Annotated in this window: 31 protein-coding genes and 1 tRNA gene; 22 read left to right on the top strand and 10 right to left on the bottom strand. The window is 68.7% G+C overall.

The features are described 5' to 3' along the window. Positions 1 to 94: 94 nt before the first annotated feature. Positions 95 to 334: a helix-turn-helix domain-containing protein gene (locus tag AW27_RS23510; protein WP_304949898.1), complete on the bottom strand. Its 240-nt coding sequence runs from the start codon at positions 332 to 334 to the stop codon at positions 95 to 97. 920 nt (positions 335 to 1,254) lie between these two features. After that, positions 1,255 to 2,874, bottom strand: coding sequence for a site-specific integrase (locus AW27_RS23505; RefSeq protein WP_037924188.1), 1,620 nt, complete (start codon positions 2,872 to 2,874; stop codon positions 1,255 to 1,257). A gap of 186 nt (positions 2,875 to 3,060) precedes the next feature. On the opposite strand from AW27_RS23505, the gene AW27_RS23500 reads away from it, so the two are divergent. Further along, the gene (locus AW27_RS23500; protein WP_037924186.1) at positions 3,061 to 3,255 is read left to right on the top strand and encodes a hypothetical protein; all 195 of its coding nucleotides are present in this window, start codon (positions 3,061 to 3,063) and stop codon (positions 3,253 to 3,255) included. 281 nt (positions 3,256 to 3,536) lie between these two features. Beyond that, positions 3,537 to 4,457 carry a hypothetical protein gene (locus AW27_RS23495; protein ID WP_037924182.1) on the top strand — a complete coding sequence of 307 codons (921 nt, stop codon included), beginning with the start codon at positions 3,537 to 3,539 and terminating at the stop codon, positions 4,455 to 4,457. Positions 4,458 to 4,516: 59 nt separating this feature from the next. Here AW27_RS23495 and AW27_RS23490 read toward each other — a convergent pair whose 3' ends face one another. From AW27_RS23490 to AW27_RS23475, 4 genes are all read right to left on the bottom strand, one after another. Then, the gene (locus tag AW27_RS23490; protein WP_037924178.1) at positions 4,517 to 5,131 is read right to left on the bottom strand and encodes a phosphatase PAP2 family protein; all 615 of its coding nucleotides are present in this window, start codon (positions 5,129 to 5,131) and stop codon (positions 4,517 to 4,519) included. After that, positions 5,128 to 6,264, bottom strand: a complete 1,137-nt coding sequence (locus tag AW27_RS23485; RefSeq protein ID WP_370466702.1) for an MAB_1171c family putative transporter — start codon at positions 6,262 to 6,264, stop codon at positions 5,128 to 5,130. The genes AW27_RS23490 and AW27_RS23485 overlap by 4 nt, the downstream gene beginning before the upstream one ends. A 31-nt stretch (positions 6,265 to 6,295) precedes the next feature. Then, entirely contained in the window at positions 6,296 to 6,874 is a 579-nt protein-coding gene (locus tag AW27_RS23480) for a hypothetical protein (RefSeq protein ID WP_157840283.1), read from the bottom strand. Positions 6,875 to 7,137: 263 nt separating this feature from the next. Then, positions 7,138 to 7,650: a helix-turn-helix domain-containing protein gene (locus tag AW27_RS23475; RefSeq protein WP_037924177.1), complete on the bottom strand. Its 513-nt coding sequence runs from the start codon at positions 7,648 to 7,650 to the stop codon at positions 7,138 to 7,140. 552 nt (positions 7,651 to 8,202) lie between these two features. On the opposite strand from AW27_RS23475, the gene AW27_RS23470 reads away from it, so the two are divergent. The 11 genes from AW27_RS23470 to AW27_RS23420 all read left to right on the top strand — a co-directional run bounded on the left by AW27_RS23470 (position 8,203) and on the right by AW27_RS23420 (position 13,137). Further along, the gene (locus tag AW27_RS23470) at positions 8,203 to 8,526 is read left to right on the top strand and encodes a hypothetical protein (RefSeq protein WP_157840282.1); all 324 of its coding nucleotides are present in this window, start codon (positions 8,203 to 8,205) and stop codon (positions 8,524 to 8,526) included. A 191-nt stretch (positions 8,527 to 8,717) separates the two neighbouring features. Beyond that, entirely contained in the window at positions 8,718 to 9,665 is a 948-nt protein-coding gene (locus tag AW27_RS23465) for a ParB/RepB/Spo0J family partition protein (protein WP_052030936.1), read from the top strand. 67 nt (positions 9,666 to 9,732) lie between these two features. Then, a complete protein-coding gene (locus tag AW27_RS23460) occupies positions 9,733 to 9,975 on the top strand; it encodes a hypothetical protein (RefSeq protein ID WP_037924176.1) in 243 nt (80 codons plus the stop codon). A gap of 642 nt (positions 9,976 to 10,617) precedes the next feature. Further along, positions 10,618 to 10,854, top strand: a complete 237-nt coding sequence (locus AW27_RS23455; RefSeq protein WP_037924173.1) for a hypothetical protein — start codon at positions 10,618 to 10,620, stop codon at positions 10,852 to 10,854. Between the two features lie 31 nt (positions 10,855 to 10,885). Beyond that, the gene (locus AW27_RS23450) at positions 10,886 to 11,152 is read left to right on the top strand and encodes a hypothetical protein (protein WP_037924170.1); all 267 of its coding nucleotides are present in this window, start codon (positions 10,886 to 10,888) and stop codon (positions 11,150 to 11,152) included. Positions 11,153 to 11,540: 388 nt separating this feature from the next. Then, a complete protein-coding gene (locus AW27_RS23445) occupies positions 11,541 to 11,789 on the top strand; it encodes a hypothetical protein (protein ID WP_157840281.1) in 249 nt (82 codons plus the stop codon). Then, complete coding sequence (locus AW27_RS23440; RefSeq protein ID WP_052030932.1) at positions 11,786 to 12,124, top strand: VRR-NUC domain-containing protein; 339 nt, start codon at positions 11,786 to 11,788, stop codon at positions 12,122 to 12,124. The genes AW27_RS23445 and AW27_RS23440 overlap by 4 nt, the downstream gene beginning before the upstream one ends. Positions 12,125 to 12,182: 58 nt before the next feature. Beyond that, a complete protein-coding gene (locus AW27_RS23435) occupies positions 12,183 to 12,389 on the top strand; it encodes a hypothetical protein (RefSeq protein WP_157840280.1) in 207 nt (68 codons plus the stop codon). Continuing rightward, a complete protein-coding gene (locus tag AW27_RS23430; protein WP_037924165.1) occupies positions 12,389 to 12,658 on the top strand; it encodes a hypothetical protein in 270 nt (89 codons plus the stop codon). Before AW27_RS23435 ends, AW27_RS23430 begins: the two co-directional genes overlap by 1 nt. A 13-nt stretch (positions 12,659 to 12,671) precedes the next feature. Beyond that, positions 12,672 to 12,765, top strand: a tRNA-OTHER gene (locus tag AW27_RS23425). Between the two features lie 135 nt (positions 12,766 to 12,900). Then, entirely contained in the window at positions 12,901 to 13,137 is a 237-nt protein-coding gene (locus AW27_RS23420; protein ID WP_157840279.1) for a hypothetical protein, read from the top strand. A gap of 154 nt (positions 13,138 to 13,291) precedes the next feature. On the opposite strand, the gene AW27_RS23415 is transcribed toward AW27_RS23420, so the two are convergent. The 3 genes from AW27_RS23415 to AW27_RS23405 are packed head-to-tail and all read right to left on the bottom strand — an operon-like array spanning position 13,292 to position 14,666. Further along, the gene (locus AW27_RS23415) at positions 13,292 to 13,561 is read right to left on the bottom strand and encodes a DUF397 domain-containing protein (protein ID WP_037924161.1); all 270 of its coding nucleotides are present in this window, start codon (positions 13,559 to 13,561) and stop codon (positions 13,292 to 13,294) included. Beyond that, positions 13,558 to 13,794, bottom strand: a complete 237-nt coding sequence (locus tag AW27_RS23410; protein WP_052030929.1) for a DUF397 domain-containing protein — start codon at positions 13,792 to 13,794, stop codon at positions 13,558 to 13,560. The genes AW27_RS23415 and AW27_RS23410 overlap by 4 nt, the downstream gene beginning before the upstream one ends. After that, positions 13,791 to 14,666 (bottom strand): helix-turn-helix domain-containing protein, encoded by an 876-nt coding sequence (locus AW27_RS23405; protein WP_037924158.1) that lies wholly within the window; start codon positions 14,664 to 14,666, stop codon positions 13,791 to 13,793. The genes AW27_RS23410 and AW27_RS23405 overlap by 4 nt, the downstream gene beginning before the upstream one ends. Positions 14,667 to 15,301: 635 nt before the next feature. Between AW27_RS23405 and AW27_RS23400 the strand changes: the two genes are divergently transcribed. From AW27_RS23400 to AW27_RS23365, 8 genes are read left to right on the top strand one after another with little or no spacing between them, the layout of a single operon-like run. Further along, positions 15,302 to 16,255 (top strand): glycosyltransferase family 4 protein, encoded by a 954-nt coding sequence (locus AW27_RS23400; protein WP_157840278.1) that lies wholly within the window; start codon positions 15,302 to 15,304, stop codon positions 16,253 to 16,255. Next, positions 16,252 to 17,241, top strand: coding sequence for a D-2-hydroxyacid dehydrogenase (locus AW27_RS23395; RefSeq protein ID WP_037924152.1), 990 nt, complete (start codon positions 16,252 to 16,254; stop codon positions 17,239 to 17,241). Before AW27_RS23400 ends, AW27_RS23395 begins: the two co-directional genes overlap by 4 nt. Next, complete coding sequence (locus tag AW27_RS23390; protein ID WP_052030924.1) at positions 17,241 to 18,350, top strand: radical SAM protein; 1,110 nt, start codon at positions 17,241 to 17,243, stop codon at positions 18,348 to 18,350. Before AW27_RS23395 ends, AW27_RS23390 begins: the two co-directional genes overlap by 1 nt. Further along, complete coding sequence (locus tag AW27_RS23385) at positions 18,347 to 19,471, top strand: hypothetical protein (protein ID WP_052030922.1); 1,125 nt, start codon at positions 18,347 to 18,349, stop codon at positions 19,469 to 19,471. Before AW27_RS23390 ends, AW27_RS23385 begins: the two co-directional genes overlap by 4 nt. Next, positions 19,471 to 20,268, top strand: coding sequence for a radical SAM protein (locus AW27_RS23380; RefSeq protein ID WP_037924502.1), 798 nt, complete (start codon positions 19,471 to 19,473; stop codon positions 20,266 to 20,268). The genes AW27_RS23385 and AW27_RS23380 overlap by 1 nt, the downstream gene beginning before the upstream one ends. After that, the gene (locus AW27_RS23375; protein ID WP_037924150.1) at positions 20,268 to 21,989 is read left to right on the top strand and encodes a carbamoyltransferase C-terminal domain-containing protein; all 1,722 of its coding nucleotides are present in this window, start codon (positions 20,268 to 20,270) and stop codon (positions 21,987 to 21,989) included. The genes AW27_RS23380 and AW27_RS23375 overlap by 1 nt, the downstream gene beginning before the upstream one ends. Further along, the gene (locus AW27_RS23370) at positions 21,986 to 22,681 is read left to right on the top strand and encodes an HD domain-containing protein (protein ID WP_063890615.1); all 696 of its coding nucleotides are present in this window, start codon (positions 21,986 to 21,988) and stop codon (positions 22,679 to 22,681) included. Before AW27_RS23375 ends, AW27_RS23370 begins: the two co-directional genes overlap by 4 nt. Next, positions 22,596 to 23,582 (top strand): glycosyltransferase, encoded by a 987-nt coding sequence (locus tag AW27_RS23365; protein ID WP_037924147.1) that lies wholly within the window; start codon positions 22,596 to 22,598, stop codon positions 23,580 to 23,582. The genes AW27_RS23370 and AW27_RS23365 overlap by 86 nt, the downstream gene beginning before the upstream one ends. A 3-nt stretch (positions 23,583 to 23,585) precedes the next feature. On the opposite strand, the gene gltX is transcribed toward AW27_RS23365, so the two are convergent. Then, positions 23,586 to 24,965 (bottom strand): glutamate--tRNA ligase, encoded by a 1,380-nt coding sequence (gltX, locus tag AW27_RS23360; RefSeq protein WP_037924496.1) that lies wholly within the window; start codon positions 24,963 to 24,965, stop codon positions 23,586 to 23,588. Positions 24,966 to 25,132: 167 nt separating this feature from the next. Between gltX and AW27_RS23355 the strand changes: the two genes are divergently transcribed. Then, positions 25,133 to 25,906, top strand: a complete 774-nt coding sequence (locus AW27_RS23355) for a class I SAM-dependent methyltransferase (protein ID WP_052030920.1) — start codon at positions 25,133 to 25,135, stop codon at positions 25,904 to 25,906. The last annotated feature ends 71 nt before the right edge of the window (positions 25,907 to 25,977 follow it).

Raw genomic sequence — 25,977 nt, 5'->3', positions numbered from 1 at the left:
ATTCGATGCGGAATTGAGTCTTCCGTTTAGCCGCGTAATCCGTATGGTTGCACCATGCACCTGACGCGGATCTTATCTGCGGCCCACCGAGGCCCTACTCCCTGACCAGCTCCGACAGCGGCATCCCGAGCGCGTCAGAGATCCGCAGCAGGGTGTCCAGGCGAGGGCTGACCTTGCCCTGCTCCAGCAGGGTGTACGACGGCCGGTCCATGCCCATGGCGTTGGCGAGCCGCTCCTGAGTGAAGTTCCGGTACTCGCGCGCGGCCCGGATCTGGAGCGCGATGCGTCTTCGACGGGCAAGGATGTCGTCGTCGGGTGGGGCGGAGCGCGGCACCTGTCCACGCTGGGGCAGCCATGATCGAAAGTCAGTTGGCCAAATCCTACATTGCGTGATCATGGAGGGCTCGGGGCATCTGCGCCCCATGCATATATGCACCCCTGACTCGCCCCCGCGCCTCGCGCGATCAGGGTGAGCGGGACGGAGCGGCCGGCGTACGTGAATCCGCCCGCCCTTCGCCCCGGTCTCGGTTTCGGCCGAGGCAGCCGCCCGGTCCCCAGAAAGGGGCCGGGCGGTTTAGCGTGTACGACAGAACCCCCCGTCGACATAGACGACGGGGGGTTCCTTGTCCCGGAGGTCGGGCCTCCCCGCCCGAACACCCCAGGTGTGGAGCAGCGTGAATCTGGCGCGCATGGGGAGAAGCGCCGGCCCTGCTCTCGGCCTGCACTCTAACCCGATGATGTGCCAGTTGTGACCCCCCGTTTGGGTGATGGCAGAGGAGCCTCCCCGGGGGGATGTGGCATCTATGTGGCATCCGGGCATGAGGAAGGCCCTCCGTTCGAATTGAACGGAGGGCCCCTGTACCGGCTTTGACCTGCCGGTTAGGTCTTGGTGGGCGCGGACGGTTTCGAACCGCCGACATCTGCTTTGTAAGAGCCTCGGACGGGCGAGTTGCGGCTCCGCTGCCGGAGGTGGCCGGAACGGCGTTCAGCCCTTGCGGGATACGGGCTCCGGCTGATTGAGGCGGCGTCTTCCCAGGTCAGAGGCAGGTAACGCTGCCGGACCTGGGGCTCAGGCGCGGTCCCTGCCTCACCTCATGTGACCTCGTCTGCCCTTATCCGTCCTCGCCCTTCTGTCCCCGTGGTGTCCCCAGGAGGGGCCTTGTCCCCAGCCTGTCCCCAGGGCGTACCCAGATGTCCCAGGTGGGAAAGGCCGCAGGCCCCGCACGGACGGTGCGGGGCCTGCGGAGGGGTAAGTCAGGCTGCCGCTGGAGCGGCATCTCGTGGGGTGGGTACCAGGGTGAGCTGCGGTCCGGCCTGTCCTTCCGAGGGCTCGGTTGAGCGGTCTCCGCCCTCCGGGTCGGGAGTCGGGGTCGGGGCGTTCTTCCGGGGCACTACGGCCACCGTCGCGTCGGCCTCGACCTGGGCGAATTGCGGCATCAGGCTGGTGTACGTGTTGGCGGTGAGCGCGTAGGAGGCGTGCCCCAGCAGTGCCTGGATGGCCTTCATGGACAGGCCGGCGGCGAGGCTGAGGGATGCCGCGCAGTGGCGGAGGTCGTGCAGGCGGATCGGTGGCAGTCCCAGGCGCTTGATGTGGCGGGCGAACGCCTGGCTCATGGAGTCGGGGTGCCACGGCCGGCCGTCGGGCTGGACGTAGACGTACCCGGTGTCCATGTACGGCTCGTACTTCTTCGGGTCCTTGCGGTACTTGGCCTGCCACTGGGCCTTCTCAGTCTGCTGGGTGTCGCGCAGGGCGATGTGGAGAGCGAGGGTGCTGCTGTCGAGGGTGAAGGTCCGGTTGCTCGCCCGGCTCTTGGGGGATTCCGCGCGGACCTTGTGGTTGCGGTTGGTCACCAGGGTGTGGGAGATGGTCGCGGTGGCCTGCTTGAGGTCGAGCTCGGTCCAGCGCAGGCCAGCCGATTCGCCTCGCCGGGGTGCCCGGAAGACCTGCATGTGCCAGGCAGGGTAGAGGCGGTGATCGGTGCTGCGATCGAGGAACTCGCCGGTCTGCTCCGGGGTCCACACCATGACCGGGCCGGGGATCTCGCCGGTTGCCCTCCAGTGCGCGACGCGCTCGTCAGTCCAGACCAGAGGGTCGGGCGCTTCGTACTTGGGCAGGTTGACGTGCTCGCACGGGTTGTCGGTGAGGACCTTGGTCTTGACTGCGTGCTTCATTGCGCCGGACAGGGTGTTGAGTAGCTTGAGCTGTCGGCCGGGGCCGGTGTCGCGGCGAGGCTTGGAGAGGGCTTCTTTCAGGTTGGCACGGGCGGCGTTCCACGCCGCACGGAGCTCCGGCGGGCGGGGCCGCGGGGCGTCCTTCCAGGCGGCGTGGGCTGCGGCGCAGACGGCGCGAGCTTGATCAGCTGCGACCTGGTTGGCGGCCTTGACCTCGTTGAATGCCCAGATGTCCGCGAAGACCGCCTGTACGTGCGAGGTGCGGAGCTCCCGCAGGAGACGGTGGCCGAAGGCGGGGATGAAGATCTTTTCGAGGTCGTCGGCGTACTCCTCCTTCATGGTGTCCTTGAGGTCCGCGCGGTTGGCGATCCAGGTACGGAGGAACTCGGCGACGGTGATCTTGTTCTCGACGTCTACGCCGTCGGCCGCCTCGTCCCACAGCTTCTGGGCGGCCTTCTCGGCCTCCTCTTTGGTCAGGTAGCCGCCTTTGCGGGGGCGGCGCCGGTCGCCTTTGGCGTCGTCGGGCAGGTGGACGTAGTAGTACCAGGACCCGTGGCCCTTCTCCCGCTTCTTGAGCCGGGGGCAGTCGTCCTTGAGTTCCCGCATGACGGGGTTGCCCTTGGCGTTCAGGATGGGCTCGCCGGCCTCGTCCAGTTTGGGCGTGGTGCAGCCGCACCTTTTGTAGATGCTCCCCTTGAACACGTGGTGTCCCCCCGTCTGACCTGGGCTGTCCTTACGTGTCCTCATCCTTCTGTAGCGAGCGGGACGCCTCGTTCGACACCGTAGGCTTCTGGTCAGGTGGCGCGGGGAAGAGGGATGTGACCACCTATGTCCTCATCTGCGGTTGTGAGCGCGGAGGGTTCTGCGCGTGGGGCGCGGGGCGCCGGGATGACGATGGCGGAGCTGCTTGGGCTGCCGCCGGCGGTGAGCGTGGCGACGGCCGCGCGGGCGCTGGGGATCGGGCAGGACAAGGCGCACGCGTTGATCAAGGGCGGGGTGTTTCCGGCCCGGGTGATTCCGCTGGGCGCTACGACGCGGGTCGCGACGGCGTCACTGTGGGAGGTACTGGGCGTGCAGGCATGAAATGCACGCTGACCTATATCTGATGGCTCGACCTGGTGAGGGTTGGGCCATCAGGCATTTCCCCCGGGACGGCATGCCGGAGTGGGCGGTTCCGTCACGGGCACCTTTGTGACCTCCATCACTTCACTACAACCCTTTACCGCCCTCACCTGGTGATATGCCGCCGCAGGAAGGTTGTAGGCGAGCTGCGAGTTATGCATCACAGGCGTTGGCCTATTAGATAGAGATCAGCCCCTCATCGACAGTCGATCAGGGCGGTACCGATCGGAGATCAGCGGGACATGGCGAGGCTGTGCGGATACGCCAACGGCGGGGGCGGGCTCGTCCACGCAGAAGCGGCGTTCCTGCGGCGCGCGGCATCACGGCTGTCCATCGTTGATCCGCCGGAGTCGCAGAACGCGGTGGCCGAGTGGGTGAACCAGAACGGTGGGCGCACTCCCCTGGGCGGGCTCTGGCGGGGTGACACCCTGATGAAGACGCTCTCCAACCCTCGGATGGCTGGCCTCGACAGCGCAGGCGACCCCATCGACGGCTTCGGGGAGACCGTGCTCACTCCCGACGAGCAGCGGGAGCTGCTGGAAGCGCGCGCAGCCATCCGGGGCGAATCGGTACAGCGGCGCGAGGCCCACGACTACCTGCTCACCAAGGGCATCGCCGACTGCGACGAGTGCGGCTTCGACCTGACCGGCGGCCGGGTCAACGCCGAGGCTGGCCCGAACTACCGGTGCCAGGGTTGCGGCAAGATCCGCATGGACGCCGACCGGCTCGAGCCGGTGGTGGCCGAGGAGGTTCTTGCCGATCTGCTCCGGCCGGGCCAGCACGAGAAGCTGCTGCGTCTCCAGCGGGACGCTCTTGAAGAGGCCGAGCGGCTGGTTGCCCACATCAAGGACGCCGACACCCGGTTCGCCTCCCTGAAGGCGTTCCGCCAGCAGATGGTGCCGGATGCGTACAAGGCAGCGGAGAAGGCCACCAAGAGCGATCTGGCTGCGTCTCGGGCCCGCCTGCGGTTCCTGGAGCAGATCACGAGCGTGCCGCTGACCGACCCTCGCGAGGTGGTCGGCTGGTGGAACACCGCACCCCGGGCGAGCCAGCGGGGCCTGGTCATGCTGTCGGTGGCGAAGGTGCACGTCCTCGCGGCCGGCGGTGGAGCTGTTGACCCGCGCAGCCGGATTCGTATCGACTGGCGTACGTCGGTCAGCTGAGCGGCAAGTACGACGAGGCGGGCCCGACCGGTGGTCGGGCCCGCCTCGCGCTATGCGGCTTAGCGCAGCCAGGTGAAGACCGCTCCGGCAAGTACGGCGCCCAGCACGGTCCCGGCCAGGACCTGGGCAAGCGTGTGATCACGCAGGACAACGCGGGACCAGCCGACGAGGGCCACCAGTGGCACGGCCACGAGTACCCACGGACCGTAGGCGAAGGCGAGCATGACGAGCGCGCCAGCGGAGACCGCAGTGTGCACGCTGATCTTCCAGGCCGTGGTGATGGCCAGGATCGCAACGAGCGTGGCGAGCATGGCCAGGACCAGGGCGCTCATTTCCCGGGGCGCGCTCAGCGTGAACATGAGCGTGATGCACGTGGCGACGGAGATGATGACGCCCGGCAGGACGATCAGCCGATCCTGGCGGCGGCGCACGTGCCGGTCTCCCCAGTAACCACGGCGCTGGCCCCACTTGATCCACAGCATGGGGACAACTCCGCAGAACACGGCCGCCACCAGGCCCCAGCCGATACCGGTCAGCCGGTCGGCGTGCCAGCCCATGAGCAGCGTGACGCCGATGATCCAGGTCCGGGGCTCAAGTACGTCGGTGCCTACGGCCGTCAGGGGGCTCTTCGCTCGGGCCGGCGTCGGTGCGTCGGGGGTGAGGGTAGCGGTCATGCGGGCTGCTCCTGGTGGTGGCGTGCGAACTCCGCGGTGCGCGGGTCCTGGAAGGCGCGGGCCAGGCCCAGGGCCTTGCGGACTTCGGCGTCGAAGTCCGTGTCCTGCTCGGCGCTCTCTTCGGGCGCGTCCGTGTGGGGTGCTTCGCCCTTTAGGGCGGCCAGCCACGCAACGCGGATCCACATGGCTTCGGCGAGCCGGGCGGTGCCTTCCTCGTCGAGCCCTGCGGCCTGGGCCTGCTGCTGCGCGGCTGCGATCAGGTCTGCGGACGCGTAGGCCCGCAAGATGAGGACGACGTCCCAGATTTCGATGAGCTGCCGGTGGAGCTGAAGACGCGGGCCGCGGCCGGCGGGCTGGTCCAGCACGACACCGGGGGCGGCCTCGATCAGCTCGGCCCACAGCGGACGCACCTCCCTGAGGGCTCGCCGGTAGGTGACCGACCGCCACAGGACGCCCACCGCAGGAACGCTGTTGCCGAGGATGATCAGCGCGATACTCGTGTACTCGACCAGGTCCGCGATGAGCTGGGTGGTGTCGTCGTCGGTGACGAACGGGACGTCGGCGAGGCGGGTCGTCATGTGGGCGATGCGCCAGGTGGTGTAGAGCGCCCCGAAGGCGGTCCCGGCGCCCAGGAGCCGCAGCCCGGCCCTGAGGGAGGCGCCGGCCGCGCGGCGCCCGTAGGACCAGAACAGCCAGGACGAGATGGTCATGGCGATCGTGAGGTACCCGAGGAACACGAGGCAGTACGCGGTTCCGGTGGGCTGCCCGAGGTTCGCTTCGAAGAAGTTGTGTACTTCGGTGGGGCGCGGGGTGAGCGCGAAGAACGTCACCAGCAGAGCGGAGCCGACGGCCGCGCACGAGTAGAGCAGGGGTCGGCCCCACCTCAGCGCGTCGGGCTTCGCCATGGCGATGACGAAGAACAGCACGGCGGTGCTGCCGCCCATGCCCAGGATGTGCTGGAGGACCGTGGCGAGGTTGTTGACGCCGGTCGGCTCAACAACGATGTGCTTGACCGCCGGCCGGGCGATCGTGGAGGCCAGCGCGATGCACGCGAACGCAGTCCACAGGGGGCGCTGGCGGGGTATGCGGATTGCTGCGGGCAGGCGCCAGAGGGCCACTACCCAAAGGGCGATGACAACTGCGGTTTTGATGGGTCGTTCTTTCTTACTGAGTGGGGTGGCCGAAGGCGTCGTTAAGGCGTTCCAGGACGTCTGATCCGTCCTTGGTTCGGGAACGGGCTTCGGTGCGGCTTGCCTTTTCGTGAATGCGGGTGGCGAGATTTTCGGCGTCGGCCTCTTGCGGTCCGCTGTATTTCGTCCGGCCCAGGAGCGCGAACATCGCGTCCGGGTTGATGCCCATGTCGTCGTCGAGCTCGGTCGTCGCGGTGACAGCCGCCCTGATGCGGGCGGCCTCCGCGCGCAGGACGGCCGCGGCGGGCAGGACGGGTTCCGGTGCGCCGAACGCTTGGGACTCATGGGCCAGGAGCGAGGTCATCGCCTTGGTGGCGAGCTGCACATCCTCGTCGCTGGCCTGCGCCGAGAGGTCGAACTCCGGCCCCTTGTGCTCCAGGAGCATGTGGGCGAGCTCGTGCAGGATGATCTGCGTACGCAGGATCGGGCTGGCGGCCGGCTTGTAGAGGATGTGATCCGCCTCACCGGTGCTCATCCACATGCCGCACGGGATGGCGGGGTTGATCTCGTCGAGTTCGGCGATGATCAGCGGCCGGCCGCGCTCGGCGGCCACGGCTTCGAGCAGAGCGTGGAGTTCGAAGGGCTGCGGGATCCGGAGCTTGGCGAGGATGGCCTCGAGCGGGTCGCTGCTCTGCCTACGCCTTCTCCACCACATGGTCGTGCCTCGCATTCCGGCCCTTGGCCGGACCCCCCGATACGTCTCCCCTAGGCGCCTTTGGTGACCTCGGCGCTGCGCCAAGACTAACCGGCGCCACCGACAGTGCCGACGCTATTTCACCTGGTGAAAAAGCGGGTGAGACGGGATGCGGGGAGCGTTCAAGATCGACTGCGGCGCCGCCAGGTGGTTTTCTCTTCAACCTGCGGAAGGCCTTCGGAGTCGCGGGCCCCTTCGACGATTCCTCGGATGCCTCTAAGTGCCTTTGTGGAAAGGCCGTTGAGACGGAAGGCTATCGCCCGGACGTCGTTGTCCTCCAGCACCTCGGCGAGCTCGTCGCTCGCTCGGGCGCGCTCGGCGCCCTCCTTGATCTCCCGCATACGGCGGTCCGTGACTTCGGCCACGTTGTCGTCGAGGAAGTAGGCGACGGGTACGCCGAAGAACTTGGCGAGGGCCCGGAGGCTGTCGACCCCGGGGTTCTTGGTGGTGCCGTTGCGGATGTTGCTGATGCTGGCATGCGTGAGGGTCGGCACGTCCGGCTCGGCCTTCTCCGCCATCTTGCGCGCGATCTCCCGCTCGCTGAAGGGGGGCCGCCCCGGCGGGTGCAGCTCCTTGATCAGGTGGTCGAGTCGGTCGCCGATCACGCCACGGCTGGGGGGAGCGCCCTCTCCCATGGCCGTCCTATCTGCTCTTGCCCTCGGGGGGCCTGTCCTGGTGATGACTACCAGGGTAGCTAGTTTGCTTAACAGGTTTGCAGGCACCCCCGCCATGGTGTCTCGTTGACTTGACAGTGTGTCGGTTGTGGGACGTATGTTCGTCCCATCGGCCCCTCTCAGGTGATCGTCGGCAGGCTCGCCCTTCGGGCGACTGCGCTCTCTGGCAGGGCCGATCCACCCTGCCCGGCGCCGAGACTCCGGGCCTGACAGCGGAGCAGTGCGTGTTTCCACGAGGGGCGCCCTTACGCCACCACGGCCGCCCCTGAGGCGGCCACCTCACCTCGATGACAGCGGGGTCGAGGCTCAATCAGCCGCCCCAGCACGTCCGCGACCGACCCGATCCGCCACAAGCGGACCCCGGCCGGCGGGCCAGCTCGGCGGCTCCCGTCTAGGATCCCGGGTGGTCAGGCGCGCGGCCCCGGACGGAACACCAACAACGGCGTCCGCGGGGGGCGCCGGGGCTATCGAGGCGGGACCGTACCAAAGCCTCGACCGACCCTTGGGGGGCACGTGATCGACGTGCAGCGCGTGATCGCGCTGTCTCAGCAGCCACGGCAGGGAAGCACGACCGGCACACCGGTGGACCCTTCGCGCGCCCTGATGCTGCTGAGCGATCTGGGGAACACGTCCGAGCCGCTCGCGCGGCCAATCGCCTGGAGTGCCGCGGCGTGCCGATCGGCCGCAGCGGCAATGCAGAGCGCAGGTTCTCCCGCCGACCTGTGCAGAACGTGTCCGATCCGCCATGACTGCGCCGGCGCCTTGCTGGCTGGCGCTCCGGCGGAGGTCCGGGCATGGCGCGACCGCGTTGAGGCCGGGGGGCTGCTCGCCGCATAGGGCCGGGCTGGATGGGGCGCCGGGAATCCGGCGCCCCTTTGTCGTTTCCGCAGGTCACCGCACCCCTGAAGATGTGTCAGGGGTCACACCGCCCCAACTCTCCCGAGCTGGACACCCCCCTCATAGGTAGTAGAATTTAGATACAAGGTGAGAGCGAGAAGCCACACCGACTACCTCTTGGAGAGCACGAGATGTCCACGATCCGCACCGTCAAGATGACCCAGGTCCACCGCAACCCGAACCAGCCCCGCGAGTTCTTCGACGAGGCGAAGCTCCAGGAGCTGGCCACGGCCATCAAGACGTACGGGCAGATGACGCCGATCGAGGTCCGCCCGATGGACGAGGGTGGATATCAGATCGTCTCCGGCGAGCGCCGCTGGCGGGCGCACCAGCTCCTGAACAAGGCCACGATCAAGGTCTCGATCATCTCCGAGAAGAACGACCTGAAGGCCTTCAAGCGGTCGGTGAGCGAGAACGTGAACCGCGAGGACATGACCCCCTTCGAGGAGGCCAACGCCTACCAGCGCATCCTGGACGAGGAGGACGGCGCCACGGAGAAGTCGGTGGCCGCCGACTTCGGCAAGACGACGGCGTACGTGCGCCTCCGCCTCCAGCTGCTCAACCTGCGCCACGAGTTCCAGCAGATCGTCTCCGAGGGGAAGATCGGCACGCAGGCGGCCGTGCAGATCGCGCAGCTCAGCCTCGCCAACCAGGGCGCCATGCTGGCCAAGTTCACCCGAGGCGAGTTCGAGAGCGACAACGCGATCGTCCACTTCGCCTACGCGATGAAGCAGCAGCAGAACCAGGCAGTCCTGATGATCACTGAGGAGCTGACGCCGGAGCAGAAGGAGAAGCGCGCCGCCGCGAAGCGCAAGACGAAGACGACGCTCGACCGGATCGAGCAGATCCGCGTGCTGCTCGACGAGATCGGCGCAACCAGCGAACTCAAGCTCGCCGAGGCCCTGGAGGGCGAGGTCGGCAAGCGGCTGGAGCAGCTGGACCGGGTGGCCGAGTCGCTGACCAAGGCCAGGTTCCAGCTCAAGCAGGCCAAGGCTCACGCGGAGGCCAAGGAGATCCTGGTCAACCCCGAGGCCGAGGCCGAGGAGCACAGCCAGCAGGCCGAGCCGGTTGCGGCCTGATGCCAGCAGGGGCGGGGCGCCAAGGCCCCGCCCCTGGCTCCACCCCGACCAGCACGAGGAGGGAACGATGAACGACAGCAGCAGCGCGCCGAGCCACTGGGCGAGCATGACCACCGCGGACTTCGACACCGATGCGCCTCTGGCGCTGGCCGTCCCTCCGGGGCCGGCCCGCATCGTGGCGGCGCAGCACCGATCCGGCACGGACGCGCTGTTCGGCGACGAACCCGCAGTCCCGCCCGCCAGCCGCACCCCGAAGGTCCGCCGGGCGCCGGGCCCCGGACAGGCGGAGTTGTTCGATGCCGCACCCTGACACCCGGTACGGGAAGGACTGGGTGCTGACGCCTCGACCACACCTGGACGGCGGATTCGAGTACGCCTCGTACAGGCAGACGCCGCTCTCGGGTGCGGCGGAGTTCGGCTACCTCACCGCGTGGGAGGCCGACCGGCTGATCGCCCGCATCTCGGGCAGCCCGTGGGGCGTGGTTCGGGCCAGGGCGTACGGGACGCTGGTCCTCGAGAAGCGGGGGCGACGGACAGTCCTCGATCCGGTCGCCGCGCCGAAAGCTCTCACCGCGCGGCAAAACCAAGACCTCCAGCTGCTGATCCTCGGGGCCGCCGGAGCCAGCCTGGTGACCGGCCCCGGCGATGAGGTCCACATCGAAGCGGGACTCACCCGCATCCCGCCCGCCGCCACCGCACTACTGCTGCGGCGCGGCTGGATAGGGCGGGCGCCTGGTAGTAGCAGAGTCCGGGTGTCCGCCGCCGGCCGCATCGCCATGGCCTGGCGGTGGGCGCGCGAACGGCGCCTGGGCAGCATCGCGGCCGCACTGTGCGTGGATGCCGCGCTGGATGCCACCGAGAACTGGATCACCGAAGAGGTGGACACCCCCCACAGAGATAGTAGAATTGAGATACCAAGAGGGGGTGAACCCCTCCCGATCGAGAGGTTCACATGCCCGTCTTCACCCCGGTCGACTGCGCCGACATCCTCGGCATCGACGCCCCCGAGTGCGCGACCTGCGAAGGCTCCGGCACGGAGCTCTACCTCCACGGCTGGCACGAGCAGACCCGGGAATGCGAGGACTGCCGGGGAGTCGGGCGGCGCCACGACTGCCCCTCCTGCGAGGACGGCACAACCGCCAGCGGCGACACCTGCCCGACCTGTGACGGCTTCGGCGCCCTCTTCTAGCCCCAAATAGGCCATCATCAAAAGGAGCATCATGACGCTCGGAGACACGCTCACCCGCGAGGCGATCACCACCGGCACCGCATTCAGCGTCAGCCCGACCGGGGCCGGCGGCCTCCGGCTGGCCATCCAGTTGGACACCGGGGACGTTCAGCACTTCGAACGCCCCGCCGGCGGCGGAGGCGGCGACTGGAAGGCCACCGACCTCGAAGGGAGCGGCGGCGGCTGCGCCTTCAATGAACCGGTCACCGCACCCTGGGGCCGCGGCCTCGAACATCTCGCCACCAGCCGGGAGGTTTAAGTGGGGGCCGAGCCCGCCAGGGGTGCGACCGTCACGCCCGCGGCGCCCACACCTCCAGGTCAACTGCGGCCGCTCGGGGAAGTCGTGGGTCACGCCACCGACCCTTTCACCGGCGGGCGCTTCGTCCGAGTCCAGTGGCCAGGACGACCGCGACCCTCTTCGCACCCGCTGCCCGAGGTGATCGAAGTGGACTAGATATAGGCCACCATCTATTTTCGTGTTACGGTCTGATCGTCAAGCCGAAGGCACGGCCCGACACCCACCAACTTCCGGACGGGCAGCGACACCCCGCGCCCAGCCCGCCCGGACCGGCTCGTCCGATACGAGCCACCCCCTCCGGCCGGGACCCGCCCCCACTGCGGGTCCCGGCCCACCCATGGAGATCCACATGCCTGCAACCACGACCCTTGCCGACCTGGACGAGCAGCACATCCTGGAGCAGTACGGGCACCCGCTCGCCGAACTGCTCAGCGAGCGGTACCGCGTTCAGGACGTGCTCAAGGAGCGCGTCCGCCGGACCAGCCGCAACACCCCTCCACCGCCGGTGCGCAAGCCGCGCCCGGACCCGCTGGCCGCGCAGCACCGCAAAGTGCTCGCCGCGGCCATCGCGGACTGGACCTACCGGCCCGGCACGTGACCGAGGAGCAGTTCCGGCGTCGCGTTCGCCAGCTGGCCGCGATGCGCGGATGGTCACTCGCTTACCACACGCACAACTCACGTCGCAGCGACGCGGGATGGCCGGACGAGGTCTACGGACATCCACAGACTCGCCGGACCCTCTTCGTCGAGCTCAAGAGCGACACGGGTCGCATCCGGCCGGCCCAGGAGGAATGGCTTCAGCACCTAGCCGCCTGCGGCTTCGAAGTCGCCCTCTGGCGGCCCCGCGACCTGGTGCAGATCGTCGCCACCCTTGCCCCCGACGGCCCCCGCGCCACCCTGCCCACAACCCTCCGACCCGGAAAGACACCGTGAGCCCCGACCCGTCCAACCCGCCAGTTCCCGGCGCCATCTGGTGCAATTCCTGCGAATCATGGTTCAACCCGATCACGAATACGTGCCGCTGCAACCACCGCTGATGACCACCACCGACGCGACAGCCGCGGTCACCGCCACCTTCGCGGAGATCGCGGCGCTCGCCAACAAGCTCTGCGACCACCTCGCCGACGCGCAGTTCGAGACAGCGGCCCGCATTCGGGCTCTGGCCGAATCCGCCGCAGCCACGAACGGAGAACACTGATGCACGCCCGCTTCGACCCGCTGCCGGACGACGAGACCGAGGCAGGTCGCACTGCACGCGCTCTTCGCGAGCGCCCGGGCGACTGGGCGCACATCTCCGACCACGACCTGAAGACCCAGGCCGCGAACCTGGCCTACCGCATCCGGCAGGGCAAGATCAGGGCCTTCCGTCCGGCCGGCGCCTTCGAGGCAACCTCGCGCAAGACCGGCGAGACGAGCGGGGCGGTCTGGGCGCGCTACGTCGGGGCCCCCGAGGCCGCCGGCCCGTAGGGCTGGGGCCCTTGCCCGCCTGACCCAACTGGTAGAGGTGCGCGGCACCGGCTTACGCCAGGACATCGGCCGCAGAGATCCGGGTTCGACTCCCGGGGTGGGCACCACCGTCATGGCCCCTTGGCGCTTCCGCCCAAGGGGTCTTCTCGCGACCGCTAGGGCGATCCATCGTCCACATGTGCGATACCGCAGCAACACGGATCGACTTGCATTGAAAATCGAACAGGTGGCCTAATCGGGGCATGGCGCGAACAGCATTTCCTGACGATCTTCTGCTCACCCAGGTCCGCGTGATCCAGACCTACGCCGCGCTCGCCGGCCTCTGCGGCGGCCGCACCACCGACCTGCGGCACCGGCTGCTAGCAGACCTCCGCGACCTGTACGCCCATCCGTACTGGGCGGAGCCCGGACACTCACATGCCGACTTGGTGGAGCTGCGGCGAGCAGCCAGGGCCCGCGCCTGGGCGAAGGCGGCCTAGTCGTTTAGCGGCTCGGCTCGAGCCAGGTCATGTTCGCGGTCTCAGCTCGCGGACGCGGTGGTGCTGTTGTCAGTGCGGGCGGGGAGACTGGGCTCCGTCTGGCCTTCCCTCGATTTGGGCGAGGGAAGGCCAGACGGGCGTTGCGGTCTCGCGCTCACGTTGCCGCGCGCGACACCGTGGTCTGCGGCGTGAGGTCCGGATCGAACTCTCCGTCGGCAGCCCCATCGAGGTACGCCGACCATTCCGCCGCCGTGTACCGCAGCACGCCCCGAGCTGGGTCGCCGCTCTGCCTCACGGCCACGGCCCCGCCGGGCAGGTGCGCGATCTCGAAGCGGTCGCTGGGGTTACTTCCTTCGGCGGCCAGCCAGGTCACGCCGTCCAGGGGGAGGGCGTACAAGCCATCCTTCTCGGCGCGCGTGGTCATGCCGTGATCAGCCGTCCGGCGAGAACGGCATCGTTGAGTTCACGGAGCGCACCCTTACTGCCGCGGAGGGCAGGCCGCTCCGGATACCAGGAGTCCCGAACGGCAATGGCTTCAGGGAGCGACGGGATCTGGCCCAGTTCCACGCAGTTGCCGTTGTTCGCGGTGAACTTGCTGCGGTGCCAGCTGTCGGGGTCGATGTCGGCGGTGTAGAGGTCCGGATTCGGAGAGCTCATGATGTCTTCAGTTCTTTCTGGGTTCGGTCGATCAGGTCGATGCTCTCCTCGGCAGGAAGTGCCGCCTCGGAGAGGTAGCGGTAGAGCCTGCTGAGACGCCTCAGGCCCAGGGCATCGTCGATGTGGACGTTGCCGGCGACGGACTCGGCGAACGCGGCGGTGGGCTCGTCCTGGCCGTCGTTCCAGAACAGTGTGTACCCACCGGTGACGATGCCGGATTCGCCCTTACTGAACGGAATGATGCGCAGGTCGACGTGGGGCAGCTCCATCACCCTCCGCAGGTGCTGGAGCTGTTCGAGGTGCGCATCCCTTCCCCCGCACTCGAAACGCAGTGCGGCCTCGGTGATCACTGCGTTGAACCGCATGGGGTCCTCGGACAGGATGCGACGCTGGCGGCGCATCTTGACCTCGACCAGAGCGTCTATCTGGTCCGGTCCCAAAGCGGCGTAGCCGATGCTGGTCACTGCCCGGGCGTACGCCTCGGTCTGGCACATGGCAGGCACGAAACCCTGCTGCACATCGCAGGCCTCGTCCGATTCGGCTTCGCGCGCGATGTACTCGGCGTAGTTCTTGGTCAGGACATCGCCGTAACTGTGCCACCACTCCTTCGTGCGCCGCCGCCCTGCCCTGAAGAGGTCCCCCAGGTGTTCCTGATCGGCCTCGGGGACGTCGTAGAAGTCCATCAGCCTCCCGAAATCATCCGGGTTGGCCGAACGGTCACCGGTCTCGATGCGCGTGACCTTCGAGGCGGAGCAGCCGATCTCCGTACCAACTTCCTCGGCGCTGAGCCCTCGCTCTTCGCGCCGCCGACGGAGGTCGGCGCCGAACTGCTTGCGGGCGGAGCGTGGATTGCTGGGGACAGCTGGCGGCATTTCTCGCTCCTTCGAGATCGGGGCCAGGCCTCTTGAAACGCAGGGGCGAATTCACCCCGGTGTGGTCAACAGGGTACGGCCGCACCGGCACTTCACGTGACTGGCGCGAAAGTTGGCACGATGCCAGTCACATGCTTGACGTGATGCCGCCGCCGGGTTCACGCTGTCGCACAGCAACGCTTCGCATCGACGTGCACGCTGGGCGTGACCGGCTGCATGTGGTCGCATTCCTGGAAGGTCTGCCGATGACCATCGTTGAACCTGACGGCCCCACAGCCCCGTTAGCCCTGAGACGTCTCACCGCCGAACCGAGGATCAAGGCCCCGAGGGGGGCTACCCGAGCGCGAGACGCCCATGCGGACCGGTTCGTGGTGGTACTCGCTCACGAGGGCGTCTACGGCGCGTGCTCCGGCAGCGGATTCAGTAACCGCACGTTCATCACGGCTCTGGCGCGGATGGTTCCTCGGGGCCGGCTCGTGGTGGTGCCTGTTCTCCACACCCCACAGACCGCAGGGTACGACCCTCGGTGGAGTCGCGAGATGGGGGCCCTGCTGACGGAAGTCCGAGCGATCGTCCTGCCGGTGGACGGCGCGTCTCTGCTCTCAACCCCATCAGACCTCGAGGTCCTGTGTGCCATGGCCGTGCGCCGCGCCGCGCCCTATCTGGGGCGCGGGAGCCTGCTGATCGGGTGCGACGTTCCGTTCCTGGCCGTGGGCTCCTACGCCGCCCCGGGGGTGGAGATCCTGCTCATCCCCAGGTCCTCGACCCTGCTCACCGAGCCGGCCGCGTACGAACAGATCGCTTGGGAGCGGCGGGGGATGGCCACTGCCGTTCAGCGCGGTGGCTGGGTGGCAGCGATCTCCCCCCACATGCGCGAACACCTCATCACCGCCTGCGGCATACCCGAGGCCGCAGTGATCGACCTCCCAAACGGTCTGCTCCTCGGTGAAGAGGACTTGCAGGAGGTCACGGCGCCACAGCTCCCGCCAGCCGCGGAGGACGGGTTCGTTCTCTCCTTCGGCCGCGCCGAGCCGTCGAAGGGATTCGAGGACCTGGTGGAGGCCTTCGCGATACTCCGCGTGGACGGACTCCCGCTCCCGCATCTCGTCCTCGCAGCCGTGACCTCCGCATACCAGCAAAACCCGCTCCAGCGTCGGCTGGCCGACCTGCTGAAGCGCCACAACGTCAACGCCACCTTGCTCACGCGCTTTGACCCCGCGATTCGAGGCTGGGTGAACGATGCCAGGATGCGCGCCCTGGTCGTCCCCTCCCGCAAGGAACCCTTCGGCCGGATCCCGTTGGAGTGCTTCGCCGCAGGCGCGGGCCCCGTCGTGGCCACCTCCGCCGGCGGTCTGGCCCGCACCGTGGTGGAGGGCTCGACGGGGTTCTCGGCTCCGCCCGAGCAGCCACCGGCCCTAGCCCAGGCACTCCGGCGGGCGCTGGCCACGACCCCCGCGGATCGCGCCCGCCTCGCGCAGGCAGGAACCCGACTGCTCACCGAGAAGCACGACTACGCCTCCACGATCCGCCGCGCCATGCAGCGGTGCGCAGCCTGGGCCCTCACGCCAAACGGAGGAGAGCTGCTGTGACCGCCGTCATCATCGCCCTGAACTCCGAGCAGGAGTTCTTCACCATCCGCGACCACCACCTGGTCGGCCTCCAGACCTCGTTCCCGACGGTGCGGTTCCACGCGGTCTCGGATCACGAGCTGCCCGCTGCCCTCGCGGAGGCCGATGTCTACCTCGGGTGGCAATTCGACCCGGACTGGCTTCGGAACCACCTCGGACTCCGCTGGTTCGCAACGCCGTCCGCCGGCACCGACCACCTGCCCGTCCCGCAGCTCCTGTCCTCCGGCATCACGGTGACTCGGTCCTACGGATTCCACGCCCAGCCGGTCGCCGAGCACGCCATGGGCATGCTCCTGGCCTTCTCCCGCGGGATCATCACCAGCTCCCGCCTCCAGAGGAACCGGTCCTCGTGGAAGGAGGCCATGGCCGAGGAGTTCTTCGACCTGGCCGGCTCGCGCATGCTGATCGTCGGCTGCGGCAGCATCGGCGCCCACCTCGGGCTCCTCGGGCACGCCTTCGGCATGGACGTGACGGGCGTACGGCGGACCCTCCCCCAGGGGCAGCACACTTTCATCGACTACGTGCCCGCGACCCAGTGGCGTGATCACCTGCCGAACGCGGATGTCGTCGTGAACCTCCTCCCCAAGTCCCCGACCACGGACGGCATGTTCGACGCGGCGGCCTTCGCCGCGCTCAAGCCGGACTCTGTGTTCCTCAACCTTGGCCGCGGGTCCACGGTCGATCACCAGGCGATGACGCAGGCCCTGCATGAGAAGCCCAGGCTGCGCGTCGCCCTGGACGTCACCACTCCGCGTCCGCTTCCCCGCAAGCATCCCCTCCGCCGGCACCCCCGGGTCCTCCTCACGCCGAAGAGCGCGGCCTTCTCCAGGGCGTACATGGACGGCGCTCTCCGCTTCTTCGCGGCCAACCTCCACAACTACCTTTCCGGCCGGCCCATGCGTGGCATGGCCGAGACCGCCCTCCACCAGATCGAAGGAAGCTACTGATGGAACTGACCGCCGAGCACCAGCGCGTGCTGGAAGCGTTCCGGGCAACGGGCCGTAACCACCCGTACTACGCGTTCACCCTGAACGGGATCTGTGACCTCGACTGCGTGTTCTGCAAGCCGCACTGCATGCCGGACTACGGCCACAAGGACAAGCTGCTCAGCGTCGACGAGTTCACCGCGCTCGCCGCTGCCGGGGGCCGCTGGGGCTTACGGAAGGCGCACTGCTCCGGCGGCGAGCCGACCCTCCGCAAGGACATCCTCGGGGTCGTCCGCGCGCTGGCCGACGGACTCGGCGACGGAGCGCAGATCGGGATGACCACGCACGGCAACCTGCGCCGCGGCCTCTCCATGCCCGCGTTCGCCGAGGCCGGCCTGACGTACCTGAACGTGTCCATCCACAGCCTGGACCCTGCGCGGTCGCGGAAGATCATGGGCGGCGGCGACCCCTACGTCTCCATGGCCACCGTCGAAGAGGCGCTGAAGCTCGGCCTGCGTGTAAAGCTGAACTGCGTCCTGATGCGCTCCTACGTCGAGGACGCGTTCGCCGTCGCCTCCATCGCCCGGACCCTGCCCGTGGCGGTGCGTCTCATCGAGCTCCAGAACATCGGCCCGGCGCAGGAGTTCTTCGACGAGGAGTTCGTCCCCGAGGCCGAGGTGCGCACCCTGTTGTCCGACTGGTTCACGGGAGCCGGAGAGGTCTCGCGTACCAGCCTCGGCGTCCGCAGCCCGGGCCAGTACAGCCAGCCGGAGGGCTGGAAAGGGTCCATCGGCTTCATCTCGAACAGCTCGTGTGCCACCTGCTCGGACGCGAACCGGATCAAGGTGACCGCGAGCGGGGTGGCCCGTCCCTGCATCCTGCACAACCGTGACATCCAGCTCCGCCCCCACATCGCGGGCGGCACGCTGGACGACGCGTTCGCCCACCTGTTCACCGCCATGCTCGAGCGCGACAGCAACGAGGCATGGGGTGGCAAGCACTACGTGGACTACGACCTGCGCTGGGACCGCACGCCCCGCCCAGAGGGCACCCCCATCCTGCTCCCCATCCTCAGCAACAACGTCGGCGGCGGGTGCGCGGTGCGCCAGCCCGAAGGCGCCGGCGAGTGACCGGCCTCTACGCACAGGCGACTGACCGCTACCTGCGCGAGCTCACCGGGGCGGGCCTTCGACCGGTCCTGATCACCCACAAGTGGCAGCGCCCCGACCTCATCGCCCCGCACTCCGACCTCGACCTCCGGCTGATCCTCAGCTCTACCCCGCCCTCATGGGCGAACTACGGGGACCGCCTGTTCCGGGCCCACACCCGGGCCGTGGCGGCGGACCCCCTGCATGCCCGGATCCTGGAACACCCGCCCGGCTTCATCTTCACCACCGCCGAGCTGGATGCGGGCCTGGTCCAACCCGCGGAGGTCGCTACCTGGTCCGTCGCCCACGGCGAGCACCAGCTCCTGGAGCCGTGGGCCAAGGACGCCGACTCCGCTCCCTGGACGACCGCTGACGCCCGCTTCTATGGCGCCCTGCTCAAATCCCGCATCGGCGGCCGGTACCGCCTGGGGGTCGACTCGGCCGACAACGTCACCGGAGACCTCACCGGCTACGCCCGCCATTGTGTCGCCTGGCACTACGTCGCCCCCTGCTGGTTCGCCGCCGCCTGCCTGTCCAAGCGCACCCGCCTCCAGGGGAAGCTGGAAGCCCTCGTCCGGTGGAGGCCGCAGGACGCGGTGCCGTACGCAGAGCTGTTCTCCTCCCACTCCGGCCCCGTCCATTCCCGCCCTGCTCTGCCCGTGGACGAGCTGCTGCGGTCCGCGCACGCAGCAGTGGACGCGGCCACTCGCCTCATCCGCCCCTCGGACCAGACCGTCCCCGACGAGGACCCCGCCATCGGGGCGGTCCGTGCGTGGACCATGACGGCAGGCATGCTGCGGACGAAGACGGCAAGGTGGCGCTACTACCTCACCCCGCCTCCCGGCGTGCACACCAACTACCTGATCGCCCGGGAGGCAAAGGAGCTGAGCAGCGCCCGGGACGCCCTTCAGGCCCTGGCCCTCAGCGGTCCGGGCGCCCACCGGGGCCTGGCCGGCGCGATGGCGGACCTTCTGCCCCCACAAGGAACCACGACCACGGCCAGTACCCTGCGGGACCTCCTCACCCGCTGGAACGTGGCCCGGTCCGTCGTTCAGGACTTCCTGAGCGGCCCGATCACACAGGTAAGGGACCCCAACTCGTGATCACTCAGTCTCGGTTACCCACGCGGACCCTCAAGACCGCCAAGGTGAAGATCACCACGAAGTGCAACCGGTCCTGCGACTTCTGTATCTTCGCGGACGGCGCGCACGGCGTGAACATGCCCATCGAGACCTTCTCCGCCGTGCTCGACCAACTGGACCGCGTTCCGTTCGCCCAGCTGCACATCAACGGCGGCGAGCCCACGGTGCACCGCGGCTTCCCGGAGCTCTCCCAGCTCGCGCACGACCGCCTGCCTCACGTGGTGATGGTGCTCGGGACCAACGCAATCACGCTTGCCCGGAACCGCAGGCTCATGGACGTGACCCTGGAGGTATACGACCAGGTCCTCATCGGCGCGGACGACGAGCACGACAACTACAACGAGGTCCACCAGGTCGTTCCGGTCCTGCGTGCGGCCGGCAAGACCGTCGTGCTGAACTCAATCCGCGGCAAGGTCTCCGACGAACGGATGGAAGGCTTCGCCGCTCTGGCCCGCGCCACCGGCTCGATCCACGTGACCAACGACGTCCACCACATCGACGTCGGGCAGCCCGACAACCTTCTCGGTGGCCTGTGCGCCCGCTACCTCGACCAGCACCTCATGGTCGAGACCGACGGGTCCTGCTACCGCTGCTTCAACGCCATGGCCAAGGAGGACTCGGAGTTCTCCGTGTGGGACAGCGACTTCGCCGACAAGGTCTTCGCACCGCGGGCCGTCCACTACAAGTTCTGCCTGAAGTGCCACGAGTACAGCGACTCCGGGCACGCCGTCGTGCCCGCCCTGATCGGAGGTGCCTGATGGCTGTCGCCCTGGGCCTGAACTTCCACCACGACACTTCCGCGGCGCTCGTCGTGGACGGCCAGCTGTACGCGGCCGAAGAGGAACGCTGGTCCGGCCTCAAGCACAACCGGCGGCACGGCGGACGGAAGGGCGTCCTCACCGCGCCCACCGAATCCCTGGCTTGGTGCCTCGAGGCGGCGGGCATCGACCCGCACGAGGTCGATACCGTGTGGGCCGCAGCCATGCGTCCGAGCCCGTCGTCGGGCCAGTGGCTCGCGACCGAGCACGAAGAGCTGGCGGCGATGCTCCCGGACCCGCTGGGCCGCAAGCTCCGCCTGGTCTCCCACCACACCGCGCACGTCCTGGCCGGGTACCTCATGTCCGACCTCGACCACGCGGCCGGGCTCGTCATCGACGCCGGCGGCTCGCCGCTCGGGTTCGAGTACGGACCCGGGCGGGAGAGGATCACCGGCTACGACCTGCGCCACGGCAAGATTGACCGGATCCACCAGGCTCTGCCCACCCTCGCCGCCGGAAGGAGCGGGATCGAACGGATCCACCACTCCCTGGGGCACTTCTACCGCAACATGGCCCACCGAGTGATCCCGCCGGGCGACGAACCCGAGGGGAGCATGATGGCGCTGGCCGCCTACGGCGACCCCGAGCGGTTCCGTTCCCAGATGTCCCACGTGATCGGCCTGGGCGAGGACGGCGAGATCCACGTCCTGGCGCCGTACGGTTCGGCCGATGCCGCAACCCCGCTACGTGCCGGCGGCTACGAGTGGACGTCCGCCAACGCTGGGGTGATCCCGCTCGACGTCCGCGCGGACTTCGCGGCCGCCGTCCAGGAGGCGTTCGCCGGGGCCGTCGTCCACGTCGCTCAGCACCTGCGCCAGCTGACCGGCGCCGCGGACCTGGTCTTCTCCGGCGGCTGCGCCCTCAACTCCGCCCTAAACGGCTCCCTCGCCGAGCAGTCCGGGTTCGACCGCGTCTTCGTCGCCCCCGCACCGCATGACGCAGGTACCGCTGTGGGCGCCGCTTTGTACGGGTGGCACCACCAGCTGCAACAGGAGCCGCTGGCCCGGCCGACCGATGCCGGCTGGGGCCCGGAACCCGACGGGGCAGGCCTGGGCCTGCTGCCGACCGACTGGCACGCCGTGCCCCGGCTCGGCGGCAGTGTGGCGCCTGCCGTGGCCGGGCTCCTCGCTGACGGCTATGTCGTCGGCTGGGTGCAGGGTGCGATGGAGTTCGGGCCGCGCGCCCTGGGGCACCGGTCGATCCTGGCGCACCCCGGCCGCCGCGACACCAGGGACACGATCAACCAGCTCAAGCGCCGGGCCGACTACCGGCCGTTCGCGCCTGCCGTGCTGGCCCGCTACGCCTCCCAGTGGTTCGCGGGCGAGGGTGATCCGTTCATGAACCGGGTTGTTCGGATCCTCCCCGGGAAGGCGGACCGCGTTCCGGCGATCGTCCACCGTGACGGGACGGCGCGGGCGCAGGTCGTCCACCCGGGGCACAGCGGGCTGGAAGAGGTACTGGAGCAGTTCTGCCGCCGCACCGGCCTGCCGATGCTCCTGAACACGTCCTTCAACCTGAAGGGCACCCCGATCCTGCGCACCGCGGCCCAGGCGGTGGAGGCAGCTGCTTCCCTCGGCCTCGACGCTCTGGCCGTCGGTGACTCCCTCTTTGTCCCTGACCGGCTGTCTCACGGCCGACCGCCTCTGGAGATGTCGGCATGAAGGAAGACGCGCTCGCGCTCTGGGACGCGCTCGGCGCGGACGGGTGGACCCCCGATGAGCAGAGGACGGCCGCCGTGTGCGTCCCCGTCGCGCTGGCCATCTACGACGGGCGGACCCGTGACCAGGGCACCCCGTACGTTGAGCACCCGGCGGCGGTCGTACGGATCCTGCGCGACGAGCTCCGGGTGACCTGCACGACGGCCCTGATGGTGGGGCTCCTCCACGATGCCCTGGAGGTCTCCCCGGAGTCGCGCCCGGTGATCGCCGCGCGGCTCGGTGAGAAGTTCGCCGACCGAATCGCGGCGATCACCCCCGACCACCGCCTTCAGGGCAGGGCGAAGGGGCCCGGAGACCGGGAGGCGTGGCGGGCCAAGACGTCCGCCCTGGCACCGGTGCCGCTGGTGATCCGCTTCGCCGACCGCATCCACAACCTCAGGGACCTGTCCCGGTCCCCGGATGCAGGCCGGCGGGACCGCTACATCGAGGACCTGGTGGAGTTCCAACTGCCGCTCGCGGAACGGTGTCGGCACCTCAGCCCCCACCTGGCAGCCGCCGCGGAGCTGCTGCGATCCGAGTACCACCGGTACGAGGAAAAGGAGGAACGCCGTGGCACAGACCGTGTACTCCATGGAACCGATCGGCCGGACCGGCGGCAGGGTGTACCTCCGCATGCTCCACGAGGTGACCGCTGACCTGGTCGAGTGGCAGACGCTGACCGATCACAAGCGGCAGGACCCGGTGCGCAGGTGGCGGAAGATCCGCCACCTGCAGCGGCTGGCTCCGCTCATGCCGCCGCTGGACCGCCCGGACATCTCGTTCGTGTGGGACGACCTGAGCCTGATCCTCTTCAGCCGCGAGATGCGGCAGAGAACAATCTTCATCCTGCACCACTACGAACCTCTTCAGCACGACTCGGCCCCGCTCGAAGCGGCACTCTGGCAATACCTCTTCTCGCTGCTACCCGAGTGCGCGGCCGTGGTCTGCGTGGCCCCGTACTGGGCCGAGTTCCTTCGCGAGAGAGGGGTGCGGGATGTCCGCGTGATCTACAACGCCTTCGACATGGCGGAGATCGACAAGGCCCGCGCCGTCGATCGTGCTCGCTGCCGTGCGGAGTTCTCCTTCGAGCCCGGCACCATCGCCGTCTACACGGGCAAGGCCGTGCACTGGAAAGGCACCGAATGCGTGGCCAAGGAGCTCGCCGGCGCCCACGGGATCCAGGTCGTGGCGAGCGGGAACAACACGATCGGCTTCACCGGCACCCACCTGGACCTGCCCCGCGACCGGTACCTGCGTCTACTCCGGGCCTGCGATGTTGGGGTGTTCCGGCCACGGATGCACGAGGGCTGGAGCCGCTGCGCGGCCGAGGCCCTGCTGTTGGGGCTGCCCAGCCTGGTGCAGCCCCTCGCAGGGCTTCGTGACCTCGCGGCGCTGACGCAGCAGCCGCCGCCGGATACGAATCGCCTCGCCGAGCAGGTCCGAAGGCGCGCGCAGGCGCCCGGCGAAGAGGCCAGGGCCGCGTACGAGACCCTGGCCCAGTTCAATCAGGCCTATTTCGCCGAGGAGTGGAGCAAGGTACTCGCCAAGATCACCTGAGTCCTAGCGATCCTGGCTCTCCAGGCGGCCGGTTGCGGCATCCAGGCGAGCCAGGGTCCGATCCCTGCCCAGGACCTCGACCGATTCGAAGAGCGGCAGGCCGACCGTCCGGCCTGTGACAGCGACCCGCACCGGCGCCTGCGCCTTGCCCAGCTTCAGGCCCTGCTCGACCGCGACGCCTTCCAGGGCACTCCTCAGGTGCTCGGTGGTCCACTCGTCCAGCGCGCCCCACGCCTTCCTCGCGCCCGCGATCATCGCCTCGGCCCCCGGCTTCATAGCCTTCGTCCACGAGGCTTCGTCCTGCGGCGGTTCCGGGAGGAACAGCCAGTCCACGTAGGCGGTGATCTCCGACAGCACGGCGATCCGGGTCTGTGCGTACGGGGCGACGGCTTGCCAGGTGGCTTCGTCGTACTCCTCAGCCTGCCAGGGGACGACATCGCCGGACAGCCACGGCCGGCACGCCTCGACGAACGCCCGCGGGGTCAGGGCTCGGATGTAGTCGCCGTTGAAGGCGGACAGCTTCTTCACGTCGAAGAAGGCGGACGCCTTGTTGACGTCCTCCAGCCGGAACAGCTCCGCGAACTCGGCGAAGGGCCGGATCTCCACCCCGTCCGAGGGACCCCAGCCGAGCAGCATCAGGTAGTTGACGAGCGCGTCAGGGAGGTACCCCTCGCCGAGGTAGTCCTCCAGCGCCACCTTGTCGCGGCGCTTCGAGAGCTTCTGCCGCTTCTCGTTCACGATGACCGGGAGGTGAGCCCAGACGGGCGGTTCCGCGCCCAGCGCCTCCCACAGGACCTGCTGCTTGGGTGTGTTCGAGAGGTGTTCCTCGCCGCGGACCACGTGGGTGATGCCCTGGTCGATGTCGTCCACGGCGTTGGCCAGAAGGAAGACGGGGCTGCCGTTGCCCCGGGCGATGACGAAGTCCTCCATCGCGTTGTTCGGGAACTCCGTACGGCCGCGCACCAGGTCGTTCACGACGGTCGCGGCGTCGTCGGGGGTGCGGAACCGCAGGGCTCGTCCCTCGACGAACTCGAGTCCGCGGCCCCGGCAGTGGCCGTCGTACCCGAGGTGCTGCGAGCCGGTACGTGCGACGAGCTCTTCGCGGGTGCAGTCGCAGTAGTACGCCTTCCCCTCGGCGTACAGCCGGAGGGCGGCCTCGCGCTGGGCGTCCTTGTTCTTCGACTGGAAGAAGGGCCCCTCGAAGTGCGGATCGTCGGCGTTGATGCCGATGGCGGCGAGGGCGTTGATGATCCCTTCCACCCACTCCGGACGGTTGCGCTCCTCGTCGGTGTCCTCGATCCGCAGGACGAACTTCCCCTGTTCGTCCTGTCGAGCGATGACCCAGTTGAAGAGGGCGGAGCGGGCTCCGCCGACGTGGAACATGCCCGTCGGCGAGGGGGCGAATCGGACGCGGATCGGCTTCATCGGCCCAGCGTAGCGGTCCCGACAGACCGTCAAAGACGGCCTTTTTTGCCCTCCTACTGGGTGGCGTAGGCGGCACGCCGTGCGCCAGCACATCTGCGCAGGTGGCAGCCGCTGTAGATGGTGGCGTGACGAATTTCGCGGCAGCGGCGCCGTTCTACGCCGCCTACCGGCCCGGGTACCCGAGCGCGGTGTTCGAGTTGATCCGTGACCGCTTCCAGCTTGATGGGACGCAGCAGCTGCTCGACCTCGGGTGCGGTCCGGGAACGCTGGCGATCCCACTGTCCCGGTACGTCAAGGTCGTCCACGCCGTTGATCCTGAGCCGGCCATGGTCGCCGAGGGTGTACGACTCGCCGCCTCCGAGAAGGCGGTGGGTGTCGCCTGGCGGGTGGCGTGGGCTGCCGACCTCCCGGTGCTTGGGCTCCCGCAGATCGCAGTGGCCACGCTCGGCAGGTCCCTCGGCTGGATGGACGCCGCACAGGTGCTGTCCGATCTGGACGACCTCGTCGAGCCCGCCGGCGGGGTGGTGTTCGTCGGCAGCAGCGACACGAGCACTCGGCCCGGCTGGCTGGACGTGATCGAGTCCGTCGGTGCCGAGTACCTGGGGCCTGACTACCGGGAACGCCATGGACCCCATCACCGCGGGGACGATCCAGAGCTCGACTTGTCGGCATCGCCGTTCCCGCGGGCGGACACCGCCGTGTTCGATCAGCCCCTCACGTACGGGCTGGACGACCTGGTTGGATTGCAGTTCTCCATGTCCTACACGAGCCCGGAGATCCTGGGGACCAGGACGGCAGCGTACGAACGAGACCTGCGCGCGGCTCTCCGGTCGTACTCCCCTGCGGGGGTGTTCCACCATGCGCGCCGAGTCGTGTGCACGGTGGCGGTCCGCGGATGAAGGGCCGCGGGGCCTCCTGCTTGATCACCTAAGGTCGAAGGTGGGCGCGGGGCTGGAGCCCACGTGTCTAC

The sequence above is a fragment of the Streptomyces sp. PCS3-D2 genome, assembly GCF_000612545.2.
GTDB lineage: Bacteria > Actinomycetota > Actinomycetes > Streptomycetales > Streptomycetaceae > Streptomyces.
Note: the sequence above shows the minus strand (reverse complement) of the source record. Positions and strands in the feature narration are given on the sequence as shown.

Excerpts from the sequence above, each read along its gene's own strand:
- AW27_RS23500 (WP_037924186.1), top strand. The coding sequence starts at position 3,061 with ATGACGATGGCGGAGCTGCTTGGGCTGCCGCCGGCGGTGAGCGTGGCG.
- AW27_RS23495 (WP_037924182.1), top strand. The coding sequence starts at position 3,537 with ATGGCGAGGCTGTGCGGATACGCCAACGGCGGGGGCGGGCTCGTCCAC.
- AW27_RS23490 (WP_037924178.1), bottom strand. The coding sequence starts at position 5,131 with ATGACCGCTACCCTCACCCCCGACGCACCGACGCCGGCCCGAGCGAAG.
- AW27_RS23475 (WP_037924177.1), bottom strand. The coding sequence starts at position 7,650 with ATGGGAGAGGGCGCTCCCCCCAGCCGTGGCGTGATCGGCGACCGACTC.
- AW27_RS23465 (WP_052030936.1), top strand. The coding sequence starts at position 8,718 with ATGTCCACGATCCGCACCGTCAAGATGACCCAGGTCCACCGCAACCCG.
- AW27_RS23460 (WP_037924176.1), top strand. The coding sequence starts at position 9,733 with ATGAACGACAGCAGCAGCGCGCCGAGCCACTGGGCGAGCATGACCACC.
- AW27_RS23455 (WP_037924173.1), top strand. The coding sequence starts at position 10,618 with ATGCCCGTCTTCACCCCGGTCGACTGCGCCGACATCCTCGGCATCGAC.
- AW27_RS23450 (WP_037924170.1), top strand. The coding sequence starts at position 10,886 with ATGACGCTCGGAGACACGCTCACCCGCGAGGCGATCACCACCGGCACC.
- AW27_RS23445 (WP_157840281.1), top strand. The coding sequence starts at position 11,541 with ATGCCTGCAACCACGACCCTTGCCGACCTGGACGAGCAGCACATCCTG.
- AW27_RS23435 (WP_157840280.1), top strand. The coding sequence starts at position 12,183 with ATGGTTCAACCCGATCACGAATACGTGCCGCTGCAACCACCGCTGATG.
- AW27_RS23430 (WP_037924165.1), top strand. The coding sequence starts at position 12,389 with ATGCACGCCCGCTTCGACCCGCTGCCGGACGACGAGACCGAGGCAGGT.
- AW27_RS23420 (WP_157840279.1), top strand. The coding sequence starts at position 12,901 with ATGGCGCGAACAGCATTTCCTGACGATCTTCTGCTCACCCAGGTCCGC.
- AW27_RS23415 (WP_037924161.1), bottom strand. The coding sequence starts at position 13,561 with ATGACCACGCGCGCCGAGAAGGATGGCTTGTACGCCCTCCCCCTGGAC.
- AW27_RS23410 (WP_052030929.1), bottom strand. The coding sequence starts at position 13,794 with ATGAGCTCTCCGAATCCGGACCTCTACACCGCCGACATCGACCCCGAC.
- AW27_RS23405 (WP_037924158.1), bottom strand. The coding sequence starts at position 14,666 with ATGCCGCCAGCTGTCCCCAGCAATCCACGCTCCGCCCGCAAGCAGTTC.
- AW27_RS23400 (WP_157840278.1), top strand. The coding sequence starts at position 15,302 with ATGGCCGTGCGCCGCGCCGCGCCCTATCTGGGGCGCGGGAGCCTGCTG.
- AW27_RS23390 (WP_052030924.1), top strand. The coding sequence starts at position 17,241 with ATGGAACTGACCGCCGAGCACCAGCGCGTGCTGGAAGCGTTCCGGGCA.
- AW27_RS23375 (WP_037924150.1), top strand. The coding sequence starts at position 20,268 with ATGGCTGTCGCCCTGGGCCTGAACTTCCACCACGACACTTCCGCGGCG.
- AW27_RS23370 (WP_063890615.1), top strand. The coding sequence starts at position 21,986 with ATGAAGGAAGACGCGCTCGCGCTCTGGGACGCGCTCGGCGCGGACGGG.
- gltX (WP_037924496.1), bottom strand. The coding sequence starts at position 24,965 with ATGTTCCACGTCGGCGGAGCCCGCTCCGCCCTCTTCAACTGGGTCATC.